Origin of the sequence: Blautia sp. HCN-20427 (genome assembly GCF_037890365.1) — a bacterium.
GTDB lineage: Bacteria > Bacillota > Clostridia > Lachnospirales > Lachnospiraceae > Blautia.
The window spans coordinates 1-20,035 of the sequence record NZ_JBBKBX010000013.1; the positions used below are offsets into that span (position 1 = coordinate 1).

Consider the following 20,035-nt stretch of genomic DNA (forward strand, 5'->3'; position numbering starts at 1 on the left):
TTAGTTGAAATTAAAAAAATAATCAAATCAAAAGAATATCGGGGATTCATTCAGCGTTTCTTTGCGTAATAAAACTGTTTAATATTATTATATTTATAAGGACTTTATCGCAAACACTTCATAAAAATACAATATATAGATAATGCATGATTGACTAATGACATATATTGTGCTACATTATAGGTGGATTAGAAATTTGTGCATGGGAATATCAAAATGCAGTAAGTAAGTTTGTTCCGGTGAAATACCGGAAGTTAAATTTAAGGCACAGCCTGATAAGGTTAAGAAAGACATAAAAATTCAGAAATGGGTTTTTATGTCTTTTTTTGCGTTTTGGGAATTTTCATGAAATATGAAGGAAGGAGGATATGCTAATCCGAATAAAAAAATGAGACATTAGAAAAGCGGATAACAGTTATATTTTGGATTTTTACAGAAGAAGGGCAGAAATTCCCTTCTTATTTTATGTACTGATATCCGCTGGGGTATCGGTATCTGTATATCCGTAAGTGAAAGGAGGACGTATGGTGGATTTATTTACTGGTATCCCGGATGAACTGATTGAAAGTACATTACAGACAATACGGGAAAATCTTGACAAAGTAGGATTGTTTGGCGGTCATACACTCCGCAAACATACCGACATTCAGCTCATGGTACTGAAGAACCGACTGACGAAAGAGGATATCCGTTATGCTACTTCATACTGGGATGTAAATGTTGCGGCGGCAGTTGCAAGTGGTCTGATGCGTAAATTTTATGATTCAGATATTGTGTTTTGGCTGAAAAACAGCAGCAATGACTATATCTCATTGATCGGGCGTTTCCCTCAAACGATAGGTTATGGTTTTCGGAAAGGAGAGGATCGTTTGAATGAAAATTTAAGAAAAGCATGTTTGGTTCTGGTAAAAGATCCACAAGCTGATTGGGGATTTCGGATACTTACCAGTTATCCAATGTTTGAACGATAGGAGTTGTAGTGTGAGCAAAAAAATGAAAATGACAGTTTTAATGGCAGGCCAATACGATATTGTAAACGGTTCTAAAATTGATTTCCGTTTAGATCAGGAGAAACATCTGTACATTGCAGAATGCGAGGGAAAAGCTTTCGGTCTTTTGAACCAGATAAAGAAAGGAAGCAAAAGACAACTGAAAAAGATTGGAAATGAATTTTCCGGTGTCGTATTGCGAACGGTGCCGGAACAATATCTTTTAGAAGTGTTGGTGGAAAGGAAAGTGGGATGAAGTGTATGAAAAGGAATTAAAAAGAGCAGAACGCTTATTAGAGAATGAATTTGGAACGGAATGGAAAAAGATTGTGCAGACATTAGGGGTATGGGATTTGACACATTGCATAGGACGTGATCTTACCTCATTTATTGCATATCCGGAAAGAGGCAGCGGTGGAAGTAGCAACTGGCAGGGAAATTGTTCGCCGGAAGTTATCCGTCAGATTACCCAGTATGTCAGGGAATGTCAAACACATCGGAGAAAGGAGGACTTCCTTCTCTTAGATCCAATGTGTGGTTCCGGAACCAGCGGTGACGTTGCGGCAGATTTAGGGATTCAATGTGTGCAGTATGACTTAAATCCCGAACTGCCATGTGGGCTTGGCGGATGGAACGCCCTGAAAGATGATGTGGAAGATAGTGCGGATCTTGTATTTCTTCATCCACCATATCATTCCATTATCCGGTATTCCGGTAATATGTGGGGAAAACCTCATGCTGATGATCTAAGCCGTTGCGATAACTATGCAGATTTTATTGAAAAACTCAATCATGTAATTAAGAAGTTATTTTTCAGTCTGCGTTCAGGAGGCGTACTGGCATTATTAGTCGGTGATATACGTCAAAATGGGGAGTTCCATTCTATTGCAAACGACGTAATGACAATCGGTACGATGAAATCATGGATTGTAAAAGCACAGTTCAGTTGTTCATCCAGCAGCCGGAGCTATCATAGCCGGCATCCTTTAATCCCAATCGTCACAGAACATTTGCTGCTGTTTCAGAAAGAGAATGTATTTCAGATACCGTACTCTTTTCGAAAAAGTGGCTTTTTTTATCTTCAGAAACAGGACTCAAAAGCCCTCACATGGTTTCATCTTGTGTGTGCGGTCATGGAACATTTGGGAGGTATCGTAACATTATCCCAACTGTATGAAGAACTAAAAGACCATCCAAAGGCTGTGAATAATAAGCATTATAAGGAACGTATCCGCGCCACTCTCTATGAACACCGGAATGAGTTCCTTACAAATCACCGGGGAAGTTACCGGCTGAGTTATATGTAAGGGAGGTGCAGACATGGGGAAGTGGGATGAAAACAGCGGATATTATTGTCTGCTGATAGCAATATTCTGCGGTTTGGACGTGTATGAGTCGGTACTGATGTATAAGTATGGACCGAACCACCCACTCTGCCAGAAGATCCTCAGAAAGAAAATAAAAACAGAATATAGGGAAGACATGGACAGTGACGAGGTTGGAGAAATGATGTATCAGCTCAGAAAGGCGGGATATACATTAGAGGAAATTTCAAATGCTTTTAACTGTTATCCATCTACAGTACGAAGACGGATTGAGAAAGTGAAAGGAAAGGATAATGAAAAACAGGGATAGGATTCATCTGTATCATTCGGAAGATGATATGGACAAGAGTTCTCTGGGAGCGTATGAGCAGAAACTAAAAATGCTTTTGTATGAATGGGAAAAGGTTTACACCTATGGAGATGCTGAGAGCATGTGTACGGATGGGATCATTCTGAATAGATACCGAAAGGAAATCCTGCAGTTAAAAAGTAAGTTGAATCTTCTCGGAAGTAAATTGGTATGCGAGATTCCGGAAATAATGCCGGAGGAATACATGGCACAGGCTGATACAATCAGGACACAGGCTTTGAAAGCATTAGAAGAATATCAGGGTTCTTCTGATTACCGCTATCTGATGGCAAAACTTTTCTGTATGAGTAAAAAACAGAGAGAGCAGACAGGGGTTATGGAGATATACGGTAAAGTACATAGTCTGCTCAATGCGGTTTCAGAAGATAATTTGGTTGTAATGAGGGAACTCGGAGTACCCGGCATGTTACGGGATCAAATTCAAGAGAGTGTAAAAAAAGTCCGTTCTATTCCGCTCAGAACAACAGAGATACCAAAAAAACAGGCAGTAAAGACGGACGAGGATTGGCAGATACAGGGGCAGTTAAATATTTATGACCTTGAGCTGGCTTAGAAAGGAGGAAGGGAATGACAGATCAAAAAATGATAGCGGCAATTTTTAATGATTTCATGTCTCTTTATCGTGGAACATCACAGATTGGAATTCAGGAAATTTGTAAGAAATATGAGAATCACCGGATGCTGATGGGACTTCTTGCCAATTTGGATGAGGCAGCAGCTATTCCGGTGCCACAGGTAATGAAAGAGTGCTACGGAATCTATAAACAGTATCGTGAACGTGAAATGGAGGAAAAAGACTGGGAAGCCGTAGTGGAAGAGACTCGTGTTCTTGCAGAAAAATGGAAATCCAATAAATGGTGTGTTCGTGTTTTGATTGAACTCATGGGGCTTTTGGAACATGATGACAAAGAACGGAGAAGAATTGCAAAAGAAGTAGAAAAAGAAATGGAAGAGGCTATGCAAAATGATAAGGCAGCCTGATAAATGTATGGAGAGTCTTCGGGCTCTCCGTTTCTATGAAGGAGGTTTTAGAATTGTTTGAAACGATGATTCACAGTACAGAAGAATTGAATGCAATGGCGGTTCATTTGAGATTATCTGAGAATTTTTCAGAATTAAAGCTGCTGGCGTCAGAATGGCTTGTTCCGGAAGAGTATGTTCAGGACTTTATAGCCGGAAAACGTGCCCAGCTTGCGGAAATTCCATTTGAGGAAAGGGAATACGACTCTGCGGTTGAGAAATTAAGAGCTGAAATGTGGCTTATCAAGGATCAGATGTTTACAGATATTGTTTCCAAGTATTTAATCAGAAAGGCAGAAGATAACCCAGTCTTTGGTATGCAGGTACTTCAGAAACATAAAACAATTCAGAAATGTATGAATTATATTATGGAACAAGCCTATGAAATTGCTAAAAAAGAACATGAAAAGAAAACCAGCGGCAAGCAGCCGGCGACAGGACGGAATCAGAATGTGGCGCTGGGGATTTCAGAACTTCAGGTGTATCAATGGGCAGAAGATTACTATGCACTGGATGATGCAAAAAAAGAGGCTGAGGAAAGAGCGAAAGAGCAGAAGAAAAGGGTAAGCAAACAAAAAAAGAGTATACAGCGTAAAACACAATCCTCATCCTCAGAAAAACCGATTTCAGCAGTACCAACTAAGAATACAGTACCACCGAAAAAGAAACAGCCGGAGAACATTCAGCTGTCATTGTTTGATATGACGAATTCGGACAGTTAGGAGTTGGGAGAGGAGGAAACGGATGAAGGCGTATAAAGGCTTTAAAAAGGATTTAACCTGTCTCGGTTACAAATTTAATGAAGACGGGATAAACAAAACGGATCAGGCTAATTGCAGGAAAAATGGATTTCACTGTGCAGAAAACCCAATGGATTGTCTTGATTATTATTCTGACTGGAAAAACTCAGTTTATTACGAAGTGGATGCAGCAGGTGATATTGATGAAGATGAAATTGACAGTAAAATTTCCTGTACCGAGATGCAGCTGGTTAAACGGCTTACGATAGAGCAGCTGCTGTTTGAAGGACTAATTTATATGGTAGAACATCCCGAACGGAACTGGAATGGACATGTGAAAAAAGAATGTGGAAAGGCGTATAACGGTTTTGTAGTTGTGCGTGGGAAAAATCCAATTGCATCAGGGAATTTGGGCGATATCCTTGTACTTTTGAAAGAGGAAGAAAATTGTTCTGCAATAGAGGAAGTGGCATTTTTAAAAATTGATGGAAGCAGATGTTATCCGAAAATTGATTATACTGTAAAAGGAATTACAAATGATCAGGAGGAGGTTTGTGCATGAAAAAAAGTGTCTTACTTACATTAACGCCGCCTAAATTGACAAAACAGTTGAGAGAACAGGCAGAAAAAGATATACCTGTAATTGATAATGCATGGGGCAGGAGAAAAGAATATAAATACAATAGTTATATAAAGGCTAAAATTGAAAAAGGCTATTTGATACTTTCTGTCTTTAAAACGGAATTTGTGCGTTCGGGTTCCAAATATCCGATGTATATTGTCTATTTTGATAGGAAAAAAGGAGAATACTTATCACTGGAAACAGAAACCGGTAAATGGAGAACTGCAATGCTGGAAAATCTTGACGCAGGTCTTTCTTGTTATAACTTTAAACATTATATTTCCGAAAAAGATGCAGAGAAGATCAAGAAATATCTGAAGATAGGAGAGGGTGATTTTTATTCAATATGCCAATACCAATCATCTCTACGGACAAAACGTTTAGACAGGCAGTACAAGCGCAAAACAGATGAATGGGATCAGATATTAAAACCTGTTCGCAGTATTCCGAAAGACTGGAACAAATGGGTTCTGCGCAGAGCAATTTCTGAACACTTTATATTTTACTACTATAAAAGGAGCGGCTCAACAGAAGGGTATTGTACTTGCTGTGGTAAAAAAGTGGCTGTAGAGAAACCAAAATACAACGAAGAAGGTGTATGTCCAAATTGCGGTCAGACTATAACATATAAGTCAATCGGAAAATTTGGTCGGATATGGACAAAACAGGAAACGGCGTATTTAATCCAGCGTTGTCATCCTGGCTTTATAATAAGGGAGTTTTCCGTCCGCATGGCTGTGGGAAAAGACAGTTACCGGAATCCGGTAGTTCTCAGCTCGGAAGAAAATCGGTATTTGTATGACAAGGATTTTAACGAAACTGCTTTTTACTTTGATGATTATAAAAAAAGAGGCGCCCGTTGGATACAGGGAGAAGCAAATAGAGGGGGATATTGGTACTATTATTATAGATATATTTCTAACTGTTCTGGAGCAGTATATCCCACGACCATTCCTGATCTTGCAAAAAAGGAATTGAAAATGTCTGGTCTTCCTGAGATTTTAAAACAGAAAAGCGTCTTTAGACCACGGGACTATTTTATATCATTAAGAAGGGCACCTGTACTGGAACACCTAGTTAAAGCAAACTTATATAAGTTGTCACAGGAAGTCATGAATTACCCGGAAAAAATATCCTGTACACAACAACACGGTGCGTTACATACTCGACTTGGGATCAGCAGAAACGCTTTAAAACGCTTAAGAGAACGGGATGGGGGATTAGAATATCTTGTGTGGCTTCAGGAGGAAAATACATCCGCACATTATTTAGATGACGATTTAATCTTTTGGTTTATGAATAACAACATAAAACCTAAAGATTTAAAGTTTATTCAACCGAAAATGAGTTTTGTTCAAATAAGAAATTATTTGACTCGTCAGAAAGGACGGCGAAAAGACAGTATTTCTCAGGTGCTTATCACATGGCAGGATTATCTTTCAATGGCAAAGAGGATTAAGATGGATACGGATGATGAGATTGTGTATCGGACATCCAAATTATATCAGCGCCATAAAGAAATTATTCAATATATTGAAGAAAATCGCCTGTCTGTAACAGCGGGAGAACTTGCTGACAAATATCCGAACATCAATGAAATCCTCTCAGGTTTAGACAAAAAATATGAATACGGCAATGAAATATTTACTGTTTTAGCTCCACATTGTATTGAAGACATTTTAAAGGAAGGACAGGCACTTCACCATTGCATAGATAAGAAAACAGAGTATCTGGAACGCATCAATGAGCAGGAAACTTATATTTTGTTTCTGCGTAAGACAGAACAGCCGGACAAACCGTATTATACATTAGAAGTAGAGCCGGGCGGAGTAATACGACAGAAACGGACAGAATATGACAGACAGAATAAAGACATTGAAGAGGCATCTGAATTCTTAAAAGAGTGGCAGAGAGAAATACAGAAAAGGATTACGGCAAGTGATAAAAAACTGGCAGACAAGAGCAGGCAGCTTCGCATAGAATCTTATGCTGAGATGCGCAAAAAGAAAGTAAAAATCAATGGCGGGTTGTTTCAGGGAAAATATCTGGCAGATGTATTGGAAGCAGATCTTATGGAAATGCCGGATACCTTTGAACATGCAGCGTAATTGGAAAAGGAGGACCATGAATAATAAAATAGATATGACAGGAAAAGAGCAGCTTCAGAAACTATGGAAAGAAAGGAAAAATATGCAGCAGGTAATCCATAGTGCTGTCAAAAATTCTAAGACCGGAAAGCTTTCTTACGAAATGCTGTTTCAGGAGTTAACGTTACGATACGGAAGCATATCTGGTAAGAATGGTGAAAATGTAATTTTGAAAGGCGTTTTGGACAATCTGTTATGGCACATGATCGGTGATAAAGAACTTTGCGAGCAGATTACAGAACATGGAATTTTATATAGTTGTCCGGAATGTGATACACAAATGACGGAGGAAAATGCCGCATAGAAAGAAGGGGTTATATGAGTAAAAAGGAAAGTATGTTGTTTGAGCTGATGGAAACCTGCAATTTTCGTGATGTGTTTGAGCATTGCTCAGAAGCACCGGATTCTTTACAGTCAGGGAAACATCCGGACGCCCAAATAGGACATATTCGTGCATACTGGAATGAAGACGGATGGCATGGTAACTATTTTCCTTGTAGAGGTGAGCTTTGGACGAAAGCATTTAACCGGGAATCACAGGACATTTATCGCTGTCTGGTGACACAGTTTTATAATCTGGAAATATTAAGAAAATTTTGTAAGGGACATCCATCTTCGCATGTGGGTGAAAATGAGTATAATTTTTTTATGAATGGCCGCACAGCAGACTACTGGATTAGGTTTATAACAAGGGAGAATGATTATAACCTGTACCTAAAAGGATATAAGAAAAACTGTCAGCATACATAAAGCTACGGAAATATGATGAGACGTAAAAAGGAAAGATAAAATTCTTTCCTTTTTACGCAAAGTAGCAAAGGTGGAAACGTAAGGGAGGAAAGGATGGGAGAATTTGACAGGATTATAGAATTTGCAATAAGAACAGATGTAGAACTATATACAGCAATGCCTACAGGCTGGAGAAAGATTACCGGTTCAATGACTGCACCACGTGGGAGTACTTGGATCTACAATGGAAAATCATATTTTTCAGGGCAAAGGAAAACAGCACTTTTGGTAGAAAAAGAATGTTTGAAATAGGATTTTAAAATGAGGTGGATAGTATTGAAGAAAACGGAAGGATATTTTCAGCAGTCAAACGGTCAGCTTACTCTGTTCCAGCCGGATTTCATTCGGGATGCTGATTGTACCAAAGAGACTCCGGTTATATATGGAAAATCGGATATTCCGATCTATGGAATGGGTAAAAGAATCCGTCCAAGGGTTTCTGGAAGGAAAGACACAGAGTATATGAAAAAGATCTATCTTGAAGAATTACTGCCTTTGGAAATGTATGATTTGGTTATAGTTTTAATATCTGGTGGTAAGGACAGCATTGCCTGTTATTACAAGCTATTGGAGTTAGGCGTACCAAAATCCAAAATCGAGTTTTGGCATCATGATATAGACGGTGGACACCCTTCACGAACTATGGATTGGAGATGTACTGCAAATTATATACGCTCATTTGCAGAAGCAGAACAGATTCCACTTCGGGTATCCTGGAGGAAAAACGGATTTTTTGGAGAACTGTATCGTATTGGGACATCAGAATTAATTGAATGGGTAGATCCAGAGACAGGGGAAATTTATCAATGTCCTCCGTCAAAAAAGTATATGGAATGTCAAAAGTTAAAAGCGGCAGCAATATCAGAAATGGAAAATAAACTGGCGGAATTCGGTTATCGAATGAAATTTCCAATGAAAAGTGGAGATTTGAGTCGGCGCTGGTGTTCTGCTTATCTAAAGATCATGGTAGCAGATACCGTTTTGCGAAACATGAACAGTATGCAGAAACTAGAGAATACGGGTGGTAAAAGACAAAAATTTCCAGCAAAAGGGAGCACACATCAGGGACGTTGGTGTAGCGGAAGTTTAAAGGCATCTGTTCAGGATAGTGTGACTGCTAATTTAACAAAGACACGAAAGGATATAAAATTATTAATTGTATCGGGAGAAAGACGTGGTGAATCCGTTGGGAGAAGCAAATATAATGAAATAGAAATTCACCGTACCAATGCAGTTTCCAAACACCACCGTACTGTACACCAATGGCGTCCGGTTATTGATTACAGTGAAAGAGATATTTGGGAAGTGCTGAAGCGGCATAAAGTAAACCCACATCCTTGTTACCGGGCAGGTTGGAACCGCTGTAGTTGTGCAATGTGTATTTTTTCTACTCCCCGATTATTTGCAGGAATCAGGGAACTGTATCCGAAAGAATATGCTCTTTTATGCCAGGACGAAAAAATTCTTGGATTTACGCTGGATAACCATTGCGATTTGGAAACTTATATCGGTAGTGCGGACTCATGTGTATATCATGGTGATAAAGAAGCGATTCAAAGTCTGCTTACGGGAGAGTTTCCAGTCGAGTCTGTTTATGTAAAAGGCAAATGGAAATACCCGGCAGGAGCTTTTCATGGTGCAGCAGGAGGACCTTGTTAATCTGAGGAGGAGATTATAAATGAAAACGGTAAAAGAAATAACACAGGAAACAGTAGATGCTTTCATTGAAACGATGAGTTTGACAATCTTTTATGAAAAAGTGGCAGATGAATTGCAGATGACAGCACCAGAAGGTTATGGATTTGACTGCCGGAAGATAAGTATTTCAAATAAAATTCAGGAGCAGTGGATACAGCAGTTTGAGGAAAAGTTGGGAAAAGAGCATCTTCCGGAATTGTTCAGAATGCTCTTACTTGCTGGACCAAAGGTGGAACATCAACTGAAAGCAAACGAAATAGCTACTGAAGAGAATTGGATTTGCAAAATGAATTAGTGTTATTATTTATATTACGAAAAAAGAGAATAGGAGAAGTTTGATATGACAGATGAAGAAAGAATAATTTCTTGCCAGCAGGAAATCCGAAGACTTAGGGGTGTTGTGCGGGAATGTGAAGAAAAAAGAAGAGAGTTTCTTGAATGGTTGGAAGAGGAAAGTAAAATACCGTCTGAAAACCAGTCTGGATTAAATGTGGTGAAGCAGTATTTGAATACATGCCTATATTAAAAGGTCTTAAATAGAGATACCTTTTGTGTTTTATTCTGACAGGTAGATATTTCGTAGTAGAAAGAAGAGGTAAATATGGATAGATATGATGCAAGGAAAGAAACTTTTGAGGAAATAGAAATTTTTGATACTTTGGCACTTTTTTCTTCGGAAAGAATTCAAAGAGAAAGTGTTCCAGAAGGCTTTTACTGTTATGAAGTGCGGCATGATGATGAGTGTATGGGGATCCCATGTGAAATAAGTTCTCATATTCTAGTGAATTTTTGGGGAACAGTAATATCTAAAGTATCGCTCATTAATAATGGAGAAGATCGAAGATATATAGGAACTGATGACTGGGGATATACTGGAAACATCGGAATACAACTGGAAGCATGGTCTGAGAATAATATGTAATAATATGAAATGAGCGGTCTGGCATAGCCAGATCGCTTTTTTTGGATTCAGCAATGATACATCATCCATATAATTGGTATCCGATTATAAAATTCTTTGATCGGTGTAATATCAAAGTCTATCATGATGTTCATCTCGGATTTTAATAAGATAATATCTTATTGTCAGTAAAGATTTGTAGAGAGAAGATGGAATTTTCTATTGTGTATATGCTACACTTTTTCAAAAAAGATTTTGGAGGAGCCTGCTATGGAGATACGAAAGTTACAAGAGCAATATTTAGTGTTTTGCAAATATCGAAAGGAGCTTGACGATAAAACATTAAAAGCATATCGGATTGATCTGAGACAGTATTTTGAATGGGTAGAGGGAGAAGAGCCCGGAAAGGCGGAGATCGAGAAGTATATTACGAAGCTACATATAGATTTCAAGCAAAAGACAGTGAAACGTAAACTGGCAAGTGTAAAAGCATTTTATAATTATCTGGAAGAAGAGGAATTAATTGAAGAAAATCCATTTAGAAAAATAAAAGTAAAATTTAAAGAAGCAGTAGTATTACCTAGGATTATTCCACGGGAAGAGATTGAAAGTCTTCTAAATTATATGTATAACCATAAACCTGATTCTAAGGGCAAAATGGTTGGAACTTGGCAGCGTGATATTATGATAGTAGAGATGTTCTTTGCAACTGGGGCAAGAGTATATGAAATCTCTAATATTAGAGTGGAGTGTGTTGATTTACAATCAGGTTTGATTTGTTTTAAGGGGAAGGGGAATAAAGAACGTTATGTTCAAATTGGAAATCAAGAAGTATTGGAATGGATGAGAGAATACTATTTAGAAAATAAAAAAGAAATAGAAGCTTGTGGATTTTTCTTTGTGAATAATCGGGGTGGGAGATTTACAGAGCAGTCTATCAGACTTATGTTGAAAAAATATACCAAAGCTGCAGGAATCCGTAGGAACATTACGCCTCACATGTTCCGGCACTCTTTCGCCACATATTTAATTGAAGAAGGAGTAGATGTTAGCTGTATACAGCGAATTCTAGGTCACAGTTCAATTAAAACGACACAGATATATATACATGTAGCAGCTAGAAAACAGGCGGAGATTCTTCAACAATATCATCCGCGTAATGCTATGAAAATAAAAGTGGCATAGAAAAAAGGAACTTAATATTATTTTTTTGATCGGCTTTATAGGCGGTCTTGTTGTGATAGAAATATACCGAAAATATTACTTTACAAGGCTCCGAAATATACGAAATTGTACGGTCCTTTAGTATATGATTCAGGAAATATAAAGGTACAAGAAAATTTGGATGTGGTATGGAAAAATTTGGAGAAATTTGTTATAATTAGCATGATAATTTGTAGTTATCTGTTGTGAATATATATATATTAATGTTGCATGAGTTAAAGGGAGAATTATGGAAAGAAAATATACATTACCTCAGAACTTAGTCCTTTTAATATCTGGTGTTCCTGGTGTTGGGAAAACCACTCTTTCTAATGAACTTCTTAAGATACATAAAGAAATCCGACTAGTCGAAGAAACGGATATAATACGAGAAATTTTAAGAGGATATAATGATTATTTGTTTCAAGAGCATGGTTTTTTGCAAAATAATATTTATTCGCATCATAAATTTCTGACTTATGATATGGCAAAAAACCAATGTAAAATCATGAAAAACTCTATTATAAATATTATTCAACGTCAACAAAGGAAAGGAATTCCATCTATTATAAATGGTGTACATATTATTCCTGAAGAATTATATGTACACCTAAAGACATCCAATATTGTATACATTAATTTATATGTAGATTCAGAAAAAATCCTATGGGCCCGTTTGAAAAAGCGAGATTCTCAAAAATATAAATTAGAATGTATACCTCTTTTATATCAAACTAACATTGATTTGAAGAATAGTATATTACGTTTAGGAGAAAAGATTTCTTGTTATAATATTAATGTAAGCTTAAATTCAATCTCAGAAACGCTTGCTGAAATAAATGAAATCTTTTATCATTTATATGGTAATTAAAATAAATCTACAGCACCATTCCAAACAGCACAATACTTTTCGATACATTCTTTTCCCCGTTCAGAAGTGGCACTGAAAACTTCAAATTTTGAATCTGTCATTATTTGAGGTTGACCATTTTCATCAAAATGTGGTTTAGAATAAATAATACAATTATCTAAACGAATTATAATTTCTTCTCGCCGATTAGAATATTTGCGAAAACATTTTTGGAGGATTCGATTATCACCAATCTGATATTTGGCTCTTTTTATTGTAGCATCTAATTCTTGTAAAAAGATATCTTGTTGTTTGTGTGCAAATTTTACTTCTTCCGCTTCAGGATTTAAAAACATACATCTAAAATCGATGCCAGCCATATTGTCTATTATAGATTTTTCTTCCAAATATTCAAACAATTCCTTGAAATTTCCACCAAATAATTTCATGTTTTTTCTTCCATAAATCCACAGGTATTTTCCAGTATATAAGAATGACTGCACAACTGCTTTCCATAAATCAAATGTTTCAAATCCAGTCATAAAATATGCTGTTTTATTTCTATAAATAGGACTTTTTACTTTGAAAGATTCATTATTTAACAATATATCAACAAAATCTTCACACTGTATATCCACCTGACGATATTTATCTTTTATATTTTCTACATTTTTAATAAAATTTGAAAGAACATTTCTCGTATATGATGAGTCACGTAATCCAAAACAATTTATAAATGATGCTTCAAAATCTGCACCATTTATATTAATTTCTCGAACAACATTCATTGGATTATCTATCCATGAATGCCAATTGGGATCATTATCAAATAAAAGTGGAATAACCGTTTTGTTTAATCCACAAGCAAACCCCGCTTCATAAAGTAGCCAGGGTGATTTTTTATTTTCTTTGGTAAAGCAAAGTAATAGCAAATCACAGTCTTCTATTTTTTTAATTATTTTCTCTTGAACTTTTTCGCCTGCTGAAATATTTTCCTCTGACATAAACACATTTGAATGAGGATCAAGGCTTTCTATAAGATATTTTATTTCTAATGCAAATTCTCTACTCTTAGCTTTAGACCAACTCACAAAAATATTTGGCATATTATATTTTCTTCCTCCATTTTATTGTCCTAAATTCAACAGATAACTACAAATTATCTATAATATTTACAACTGCAACGCAGACAGATTGGATGGAAAACCAGACCAACATAAAAACTCCTAGAGTAAAGTGATTCTAGGAGTTTTTTGTGTGAAAATTTACAGAAATGTAGAAGATGCATACTTTTTATATTTTAAGAGGATAAACATTATAAAATTGTGAGCTAATGCAATAAAAAAACCCGGAATTATTCCGGGTTTGATGGAAATGTATAGTTGTTTAAAACTTCATAAGGTATTGAACTAGCAGTTTGAAGCACTATTTCTTTTGAAACAGTTAATGTATGTTCGTTAATTAGAATGAACGAAAGGTTTAAGTTTAAATTATGAGGCCGGTGTTCCATGTAGTACTGAAATAACAAAGGAATCGAAGTGACAAAGCTGATTTTATCGTTAGACTTCATTTCTTTTGATATTAAACTTAAAAGATTGGTAGAAAGTTCATGGTCTACAGTTCCAAAAGTATTGTCTGAAAGAAAATGAAAATACCAACGGTGAATGGGACCGTTTGTAAAACATGAAGTCATTTGGTAAAAGCTGGTGTTATCACATAAATGCTCGGAAAATTCATATGGAATATGTGATAAAGCAAGCTTAACGGCCTCCATCATATGATTGATGGCAGCAGGAACGGATATAGTGTTTGGATCATAGCCACAAACAGAAAGTAACTCTTGCAAAGATACTCTGTTTTGTGAATTTAAGGCAATTTTGGTTAAAGTATCTATAGTAGGTGGAGTCTCCCGTTTTTGCGTTACTAAACGGGAAAGGTGCTCCTTGCTCATTTGAATATCTTCGGCAAAACTTTTTTGTGTTCGATTTCCAAGTGCTCTTTTGAGGAGTATTGAAAATGCTGATTTATCAAATTGACTGTTCATAATAAAACCTCCATTTTCACTATATCATGTGGGAATGGAACAATCAATCAGATAATTAGTAGGGGAAATTATTTTTGCTAAGTGTGTAGATTTAAAATAAAAGAAAATCAATATATAATAACCTATATCAATAATAATTGACATAAAAAGGGAAAGGTGTGTATAATGTAGATATAGTAAAAGAGGGGGTGATCGAAATTTGAAGACTTATGAGGTTGGAAATGTGAGATATGATGGAAAAGTTTATTTTCTGATTCGCCGGACAGAGGATGCCAGTATCTGTGTATATCCAACAAAATATTTGAAGCATAAGACAACTTCAAATCGTTCCCCCAATACAGTAAAGCGTATTGCGTTTTCATTATCCTATTTTATGGGATATTTGAAAGAACAGGGGAGACAGTTTGAGGATGTTTATGAGATGACTTATAGTGCACAAATGGAATTTTTTCAGAACTTTCTCTATTGGGTTAAAGGAGGAAAGCATATTTCCGGGGAAGTAAGGAAAATTCCAGATAATGGGACCTGCAACGCATATTTACATGATGTGTTTGGTTTTTATCAATTTCTTGAAATGGAATATGAACAGTTTGGCTCATTGCTGGTTCTTTCAGATAAGACAATTTCGTATACAAATGCTATAGGCGTTAGAAAGACCAAGCTGTGCCGGTCATTTGATGGATATTTGAATGCAGTTTCATCAAAAGGGAGAACCATAGAGAGAAAAAATATTATCGTTCTTTTGGATGCATGTACAAATTGCAGGGATCAGTTGTTACTTCTTTTATTAGCTGAGACCGGATTTCGCATTGGAGAGCTTTTAGGGGTACGTTATGTGGAGGACATTGATTACCAGGGGTGTCGGATACGCGTTGAGCCAAGAGTAGACAATGAAAATGAAGTGCGTGCAAAATATGAGGAAGACAGGTGGGCAAAGGTTAGCAAAGATACTTTTGACATTCTGCTCTTTTACTATGCTAAGTACAGAAAATTATTGCGAGAATCAGAATATTTGTTTATTACATTATCTGGAGAACATGCCGGACAAGCGTTAACAGAAGATGCAGTCAATGCAATGCTTCGCCGTTTACAAAAGAAGACACAGATTAAAGTTACATCTCATATGCTCAGGCACTATTTTGCAAACGAGCGTCGGAAGAATGGATGGAGTTTGGAATTGATCAGTCAGGCGCTGGGGCATAGGAATCTACAGACAACTATTAATTATCTGAACATTAGCAATGAAGAGTTGGTTGAAGCAAGTGAAGAGCTTTTTCGCAAAAATGCAGCATTATATATGGCGGATAAATTGTTATAGGAGTTGGTTAAATATGACAATGGAAGTGGTTAATTGCTTTTATGAAGAAAAGAAGAATGCCGAATATTTAGAAAGACAGATAGAGGAGTGCCCGGTAAGGGAAAAGAGATTTATAAAGCGTGGGATAGAGTATTTATATTTGAAAAATGTGTACGATGTAACAGAAATTGAAGATAGTTTGATTGATTCGTATGCACTATGGCTTCAGGAACATGGAATTAAAGACAGAAAGTTGATAGGTGTATACCAAAAATCTTTACGGGATTGGAGAATGTTTCATAAGCAAAAAGAATTTGTAAAACTAAAAGAAGAGCTGGAAGAATGTGACACAGTAGAACAGACTCTTAAGAACAAAGTGTATGCATTTATGGTGGAGAAGAAGATATATAGTTTGGAAGAAATTGACTGGGATGTCAGGGTGAGTTATGAACAATATCTGGAGAAAACCATAAATAAAAGAAACCGTCCATGGTATCTAAGCGGCTTAGATAAACTAAAGTTATTTGATATTAAAAAAAGAAATAACAGTATAAGGGAAACTAAAATTCGGCTAAAGTATCAAGAGAAGAGAATTTACTTGGGTTATCATCCAGATTATAATTTGGCAAAGGAATTTTACTATTGCAAGGATGCAGAAGGAACTATATGGGATTTTTCAATTAAGACATCACAGAGACTGAAATATCAGATTTTTACAGTTCTAAATTATGCATTAGAAAACTTTTCTGAGCGTAAATTACGGCGGGGGTATCTTGCCCCTTTGCATTTCTTTTATGTGTATTGCATAGACAGAGGGATTTCGGATCTAACACAGCTAGAACAAAATCAGATTGATGAGTATTTTAGTAAAGCAAAAGAAGTTCCTCTTGTAAATAACCGATATCCTCAGATTGTGGATAAAGTACAGAGAATCCTTTTTTTGCAGGCTAAAGATATTAACTGGGATGCAAATGTATGGTATTTGGAGCGTTTCCAGTTTGATATAACCCGTTATGATCCGACAAGACCGGTAAAACGAATTTCATTTTTAGATATATTAGATAAACATAACCGAGAATATTTAAAGATGTATGTAAAATATCAGTTGGGTGTAACTGGAGCTGCTGTTCAAAATATATGGGCACGGACGTATATTACAAAAGCTTTTCTGCGTTTTCTTGATAAAGAAAAACTTGCAGTAGATAAATTAACTGCAGCAGAGATTGATTTATATATGAGAGAGTTGCAAAAGGAATGTGTTGAAATTGCAACATTTAACGATAAGGTGGCTGAAATCCATTGCTTTTTTAGATTCCTGACAGCGAGGGGATATTATAGCAAGGTTCCGTTTTATTCAGAATATTATATAAAGCGGGAACCGGTACCACATCATTATCGGTCCGTACCACAGAATACGGTGACGGAGATCTTACAGAATTTAAACCAGTTGCCAGAAGACATGAGGCTTATGTATCTGCATTTATGGTGCTTGGGGTTACGAATCAATGAAGTATGTTCCATAAAACGGGAAGGATATTATCTGAAGGAGGGGGTTGCCTGGCTTAGGATTTACCAGCACAAAATGAAGATGGAAAAGGTAATTCCAATCCCGATGATATTATATCGTAGCATGATGGTTTATATAGAACGAAAGAAAATCGGTATAGACTCTTATGTGTTCCAAAATTCCAAAGGAGGACCATTTTTGTCAACACACTATTGGCATGAAATGGTGGCATGGTGCAAAAAACAGGGAATTAGATGCGGAGATCATGTGTTCCAAACGCACGATTATCGGCATAGTGTAGCCACAGCTTTATATGAACGCGGGGCGTCCATACAGGCAATCCGGGAATTTTTAGGTCATAAACATGAAAATATGACAAGACGGTATATTGACTGTATTCAGAAACATGTGGATATGTCAAGTGAACAATATTATAAAGAACAGAAAAGTTTGGTAAGTGAATGGAAAGAAAGAAGTGACAAAGATGGAAACTAGGATTTACATAAAAGAACTTCCTTGCTATCAAAGAAAAGGATGTATTTCTGAAAAAAATATTAGAGTTATGGAACAACATTTTTATAATTTGGATCTTTTGACAATGGAAGGGCAGAAAAAGGAAATGGAAACATTCATACGAAGCCGCGGAGAAGAGTTGAGTATGTCTACCGTAAATGGAGACATAATTCTTTACAATCTACTTGCTAGATTTATGAAAGATAAATATCCGTTTCTGCACAGCTTCAGGGCAATACCAGAAGAAGTCCTTGTTAAGAAATTTAGGGCATGGCTATTAAATCATGGCTATCAAATCACACGAAAGCATCATATGAAAAGTATGGGTAAGAATTTACAGGAGGATGCGGCACCGATCAAGTATCTACGTCTTCTGCTTCGTTATTTAGAGCCGGAAGATAAACGGTCAGAATGGGAAAAAGATGTGTGGAAACTGGAAAATTTTGGATTTGAGGTCAGACAGAATCCGATAGATGTAATAAGGACAATAAAATTTACAGGAATCATACAAGAGACGATAAGGGAAGAGGTAAAACGGGCATCTTATATCCGGATTAAATATTTATCGGTAGGTTCGTTACAGGGAGAGATACGTGCGGTAAGACGGTTTTCTGAGTTTCTTGCCAAGAGAAATCCAGAGATTAAAAGTTTAGGAGAAGTAGGGCGATTAAACATTGAAGAATACTTGACTTACATCAATCTGGAAAGAGGCCAGGAAAGAAACTTAAAAACGGAAATGGCAAATTTAAAAAACATGCTGCAGCAGGTTGGAAAAGTGATTGACAAGCCCAAGTTGGGGAAATTGTTTATTAAGCAGGACATGCCAAAAGCACCGGAAGTAGCATTTAAAATTTATTCTGACGAGGAAATAAAGCGTTTGAACTATTATATTGTTAATATGGAAGAACAGGTGGCACGTGCGCTGATCCTGCATCAGATGCTTGGTGGAAGGATTTCTGATACACTTACCTTGCGAACAGACTGCTTATATCAGGAAAATGGACATTATATTGTTCGAATGTATCAGGTAAAGACCTCTTATTATGAAAAACCGATTCCAGATGATGTGGCTAAGTTAATTCAGAAATCTATAGAGTATACATACGAAAGGTACGGGGAAACGGAATATGTATTCGTAAATGAGTCGAACCCTTCCCTGCCGTTTCAATATTCTATGCTGAAACACCGTGTATATACATTGATACACGAAAATGATATTTGCAAAGACAACGGAGAACGAATGGGCTTTGCCACACATTTATTCCGGCACTGTTATGGCATGAAACTTGTGGAACTGCATCTGGATGATGCTGCTATTGCACATCTATTAGGGCATAGAGGAGTGAATACGGTATATCGGTATCGGCGGGCAAGCGGAAAGCTACTGGTAAAGGAAACCGAAGAATTAAGAAAGACGATGGATGAGATTTTGAGTGAAATTATTAAGGAGTGGGATGGATATGAGCAAGTATTCAAAAATGGTTGAGTCTAATCAAAAGGCGAGTAAGGAAAAAATTGACCGCGCGATCCGCACGATTAAAGAAATGCTGGATAAAGAAGAGCAACTTTTGGTTTGTGAACTAGTTCGGAAAACCGGATTGTCAAGGGCTTTCTTCTATAAGAATCCGACTGTAAGCAAGTTTTTGAATGAGGCAAGACAGAAGCAGGAAGGCAAGGTGTTCCATCAGAAAAAGAAAGTGATTCTGGATTATGCTTTGGAGCGGCAGAATGAGTTAATAAAAATGGAGTATGAAAAATCTCAGAAAGAGAATAAGGATTTAAAGGCAGAGAATGAAAAGTTGAAGAAAGCTCTTAAGAAAAAAGAAGTTGCGTTTATTAAAGGATTGTAAATTTTATACCTGTAGAATTGGAAAAGTAAATAAAAAATAGATCAGCGTGGATGTGAGTTTTCTGAAGTTTTTTCTCTTATGTTTTAATAATTCGAGGACGAAGACAGTAAGATGTTTTCGCCCTCATTTTTTTATAATTTTGTGATTTTTACAGAAAAAGAGTAAGCTGT

24 protein-coding genes are annotated in these 20,035 nt (G+C 36.6%); 22 read left to right on the plus strand and 2 right to left on the minus strand.

Going from position 1 to position 20,035, the window contains the following annotated elements; all coding sequences use genetic code 11:
- Positions 1 to 524: 524 nt before the first annotated feature.
- The 18 genes from WKT17_RS09220 (at position 525) to WKT17_RS09305 (ending at position 12,675) form a co-directional block, all read left to right on the plus strand.
- On the plus strand, positions 525 to 971 hold the full coding sequence (locus tag WKT17_RS09220; protein ID WP_117500940.1) for an RNase A-like domain-containing protein: 447 nt from the start codon (positions 525 to 527) through the stop codon (positions 969 to 971).
- Between the two features lie 10 nt (positions 972 to 981).
- Entirely contained in the window at positions 982 to 1,245 is a 264-nt protein-coding gene (locus WKT17_RS09225) for a hypothetical protein (RefSeq protein WP_117500941.1), read from the plus strand.
- 1 nt (position 1,246) lies between these two features.
- Entirely contained in the window at positions 1,247 to 2,296 is a 1,050-nt protein-coding gene (locus tag WKT17_RS09230) for a DNA methyltransferase (RefSeq protein ID WP_117500942.1), read from the plus strand.
- A gap of 13 nt (positions 2,297 to 2,309) precedes the next feature.
- A complete protein-coding gene (locus tag WKT17_RS09235) occupies positions 2,310 to 2,624 on the plus strand; it encodes a hypothetical protein (protein WP_117500943.1) in 315 nt (104 codons plus the stop codon).
- Positions 2,608 to 3,237 carry a hypothetical protein gene (locus WKT17_RS09240; RefSeq protein WP_117500944.1) on the plus strand — a complete coding sequence of 210 codons (630 nt, stop codon included), beginning with the start codon at positions 2,608 to 2,610 and terminating at the stop codon, positions 3,235 to 3,237. Before WKT17_RS09235 ends, WKT17_RS09240 begins: the two co-directional genes overlap by 17 nt.
- 14 nt (positions 3,238 to 3,251) lie before the next feature.
- Positions 3,252 to 3,665 carry a hypothetical protein gene (locus WKT17_RS09245; protein ID WP_117500945.1) on the plus strand — a complete coding sequence of 138 codons (414 nt, stop codon included), beginning with the start codon at positions 3,252 to 3,254 and terminating at the stop codon, positions 3,663 to 3,665.
- 53 nt (positions 3,666 to 3,718) lie between these two features.
- Positions 3,719 to 4,426 (plus strand): Cas9 inhibitor AcrIIA9 family protein, encoded by a 708-nt coding sequence (locus WKT17_RS09250; RefSeq protein ID WP_118622621.1) that lies wholly within the window; start codon positions 3,719 to 3,721, stop codon positions 4,424 to 4,426.
- A 22-nt stretch (positions 4,427 to 4,448) separates the two neighbouring features.
- Positions 4,449 to 5,006 (plus strand): DUF7666 domain-containing protein, encoded by a 558-nt coding sequence (locus tag WKT17_RS09255; RefSeq protein WP_117500947.1) that lies wholly within the window; start codon positions 4,449 to 4,451, stop codon positions 5,004 to 5,006.
- Positions 5,003 to 7,174 carry a PcfJ domain-containing protein gene (locus WKT17_RS09260; protein ID WP_118622619.1) on the plus strand — a complete coding sequence of 724 codons (2,172 nt, stop codon included), beginning with the start codon at positions 5,003 to 5,005 and terminating at the stop codon, positions 7,172 to 7,174. The genes WKT17_RS09255 and WKT17_RS09260 overlap by 4 nt, the downstream gene beginning before the upstream one ends.
- A 16-nt stretch (positions 7,175 to 7,190) precedes the next feature.
- A complete protein-coding gene (locus WKT17_RS09265; RefSeq protein WP_118622617.1) occupies positions 7,191 to 7,517 on the plus strand; it encodes a hypothetical protein in 327 nt (108 codons plus the stop codon).
- Between the two features lie 14 nt (positions 7,518 to 7,531).
- Positions 7,532 to 7,963 (plus strand): hypothetical protein, encoded by a 432-nt coding sequence (locus WKT17_RS09270; protein ID WP_118622615.1) that lies wholly within the window; start codon positions 7,532 to 7,534, stop codon positions 7,961 to 7,963.
- Between the two features lie 93 nt (positions 7,964 to 8,056).
- Entirely contained in the window at positions 8,057 to 8,254 is a 198-nt protein-coding gene (locus WKT17_RS09275; protein WP_073962192.1) for a hypothetical protein, read from the plus strand.
- 24 nt (positions 8,255 to 8,278) lie between these two features.
- Positions 8,279 to 9,661, plus strand: a complete 1,383-nt coding sequence (locus WKT17_RS09280) for a phosphoadenosine phosphosulfate reductase domain-containing protein (RefSeq protein WP_243099464.1) — start codon at positions 8,279 to 8,281, stop codon at positions 9,659 to 9,661.
- A gap of 19 nt (positions 9,662 to 9,680) precedes the next feature.
- The gene (locus WKT17_RS09285; RefSeq protein ID WP_073962193.1) at positions 9,681 to 9,995 is read left to right on the plus strand and encodes a hypothetical protein; all 315 of its coding nucleotides are present in this window, start codon (positions 9,681 to 9,683) and stop codon (positions 9,993 to 9,995) included.
- A 45-nt stretch (positions 9,996 to 10,040) separates the two neighbouring features.
- The gene (locus WKT17_RS09290; RefSeq protein ID WP_118622611.1) at positions 10,041 to 10,226 is read left to right on the plus strand and encodes a hypothetical protein; all 186 of its coding nucleotides are present in this window, start codon (positions 10,041 to 10,043) and stop codon (positions 10,224 to 10,226) included.
- 75 nt (positions 10,227 to 10,301) lie between these two features.
- A complete protein-coding gene (locus WKT17_RS09295; RefSeq protein WP_118622609.1) occupies positions 10,302 to 10,622 on the plus strand; it encodes an LPD28 domain-containing protein in 321 nt (106 codons plus the stop codon).
- Between the two features lie 249 nt (positions 10,623 to 10,871).
- Positions 10,872 to 11,786, plus strand: coding sequence for a tyrosine-type recombinase/integrase (locus WKT17_RS09300; protein WP_118622607.1), 915 nt, complete (start codon positions 10,872 to 10,874; stop codon positions 11,784 to 11,786).
- Between the two features lie 268 nt (positions 11,787 to 12,054).
- Positions 12,055 to 12,675, plus strand: coding sequence for an AAA family ATPase (locus tag WKT17_RS09305; protein ID WP_118622603.1), 621 nt, complete (start codon positions 12,055 to 12,057; stop codon positions 12,673 to 12,675).
- Here WKT17_RS09305 and WKT17_RS09310 read toward each other — a convergent pair.
- A complete protein-coding gene (locus WKT17_RS09310) occupies positions 12,672 to 13,760 on the minus strand; it encodes a toll/interleukin-1 receptor domain-containing protein (RefSeq protein ID WP_118622605.1) in 1,089 nt (362 codons plus the stop codon). The two genes, WKT17_RS09305 and WKT17_RS09310, sit on opposite strands and share 4 nt — an antisense overlap.
- 248 nt (positions 13,761 to 14,008) lie before the next feature.
- Positions 14,009 to 14,698 (minus strand): helix-turn-helix domain-containing protein, encoded by a 690-nt coding sequence (locus WKT17_RS09315; protein WP_118622601.1) that lies wholly within the window; start codon positions 14,696 to 14,698, stop codon positions 14,009 to 14,011.
- A gap of 199 nt (positions 14,699 to 14,897) precedes the next feature.
- Here WKT17_RS09315 and WKT17_RS09320 point away from each other — a divergent pair, with 199 nt between their 5' ends.
- The 4 genes from WKT17_RS09320 to WKT17_RS09335 all read left to right on the plus strand — a co-directional run bounded on the left by WKT17_RS09320 (position 14,898) and on the right by WKT17_RS09335 (position 19,865).
- Complete coding sequence (locus tag WKT17_RS09320) at positions 14,898 to 16,016, plus strand: tyrosine-type recombinase/integrase (RefSeq protein ID WP_117500958.1); 1,119 nt, start codon at positions 14,898 to 14,900, stop codon at positions 16,014 to 16,016.
- A gap of 13 nt (positions 16,017 to 16,029) precedes the next feature.
- Complete coding sequence (locus WKT17_RS09325) at positions 16,030 to 17,997, plus strand: tyrosine-type recombinase/integrase (protein WP_340272531.1); 1,968 nt, start codon at positions 16,030 to 16,032, stop codon at positions 17,995 to 17,997.
- A 331-nt stretch (positions 17,998 to 18,328) separates the two neighbouring features.
- Positions 18,329 to 19,501: a tyrosine-type recombinase/integrase gene (locus tag WKT17_RS09330; RefSeq protein WP_340272533.1), complete on the plus strand. Its 1,173-nt coding sequence runs from the start codon at positions 18,329 to 18,331 to the stop codon at positions 19,499 to 19,501.
- On the plus strand, positions 19,476 to 19,865 hold the full coding sequence (locus WKT17_RS09335; RefSeq protein ID WP_118622595.1) for a DUF6262 family protein: 390 nt from the start codon (positions 19,476 to 19,478) through the stop codon (positions 19,863 to 19,865). The genes WKT17_RS09330 and WKT17_RS09335 overlap by 26 nt, the downstream gene beginning before the upstream one ends.
- The last annotated feature ends 170 nt before the right edge of the window (positions 19,866 to 20,035 follow it).

Bases quoted from the DNA above. Each gene is read 5' to 3' on its own strand.
- WKT17_RS09220 (WP_117500940.1), top strand. From the start codon at position 525: ATGGTGGATTTATTTACTGGTATCCCGGATGAACTGATTGAAAGTACA.
- WKT17_RS09235 (WP_117500943.1), top strand. From the start codon at position 2,310: ATGGGGAAGTGGGATGAAAACAGCGGATATTATTGTCTGCTGATAGCA.
- WKT17_RS09240 (WP_117500944.1), top strand. From the start codon at position 2,608: ATGAAAAACAGGGATAGGATTCATCTGTATCATTCGGAAGATGATATG.
- WKT17_RS09245 (WP_117500945.1), top strand. From the start codon at position 3,252: ATGACAGATCAAAAAATGATAGCGGCAATTTTTAATGATTTCATGTCT.
- WKT17_RS09255 (WP_117500947.1), top strand. From the start codon at position 4,449: ATGAAGGCGTATAAAGGCTTTAAAAAGGATTTAACCTGTCTCGGTTAC.
- WKT17_RS09260 (WP_118622619.1), top strand. From the start codon at position 5,003: ATGAAAAAAAGTGTCTTACTTACATTAACGCCGCCTAAATTGACAAAA.
- WKT17_RS09265 (WP_118622617.1), top strand. From the start codon at position 7,191: ATGAATAATAAAATAGATATGACAGGAAAAGAGCAGCTTCAGAAACTA.
- WKT17_RS09270 (WP_118622615.1), top strand. From the start codon at position 7,532: ATGAGTAAAAAGGAAAGTATGTTGTTTGAGCTGATGGAAACCTGCAAT.
- WKT17_RS09275 (WP_073962192.1), top strand. From the start codon at position 8,057: ATGGGAGAATTTGACAGGATTATAGAATTTGCAATAAGAACAGATGTA.
- WKT17_RS09285 (WP_073962193.1), top strand. From the start codon at position 9,681: ATGAAAACGGTAAAAGAAATAACACAGGAAACAGTAGATGCTTTCATT.
- WKT17_RS09290 (WP_118622611.1), top strand. From the start codon at position 10,041: ATGACAGATGAAGAAAGAATAATTTCTTGCCAGCAGGAAATCCGAAGA.
- WKT17_RS09295 (WP_118622609.1), top strand. From the start codon at position 10,302: ATGGATAGATATGATGCAAGGAAAGAAACTTTTGAGGAAATAGAAATT.
- WKT17_RS09300 (WP_118622607.1), top strand. From the start codon at position 10,872: ATGGAGATACGAAAGTTACAAGAGCAATATTTAGTGTTTTGCAAATAT.
- WKT17_RS09305 (WP_118622603.1), top strand. From the start codon at position 12,055: ATGGAAAGAAAATATACATTACCTCAGAACTTAGTCCTTTTAATATCT.
- WKT17_RS09310 (WP_118622605.1), bottom strand. From the start codon at position 13,760: ATGCCAAATATTTTTGTGAGTTGGTCTAAAGCTAAGAGTAGAGAATTT.
- WKT17_RS09315 (WP_118622601.1), bottom strand. From the start codon at position 14,698: ATGAACAGTCAATTTGATAAATCAGCATTTTCAATACTCCTCAAAAGA.
- WKT17_RS09325 (WP_340272531.1), top strand. From the start codon at position 16,030: ATGACAATGGAAGTGGTTAATTGCTTTTATGAAGAAAAGAAGAATGCC.
- WKT17_RS09330 (WP_340272533.1), top strand. From the start codon at position 18,329: ATGAAAAGTATGGGTAAGAATTTACAGGAGGATGCGGCACCGATCAAG.
- WKT17_RS09335 (WP_118622595.1), top strand. From the start codon at position 19,476: ATGAGCAAGTATTCAAAAATGGTTGAGTCTAATCAAAAGGCGAGTAAG.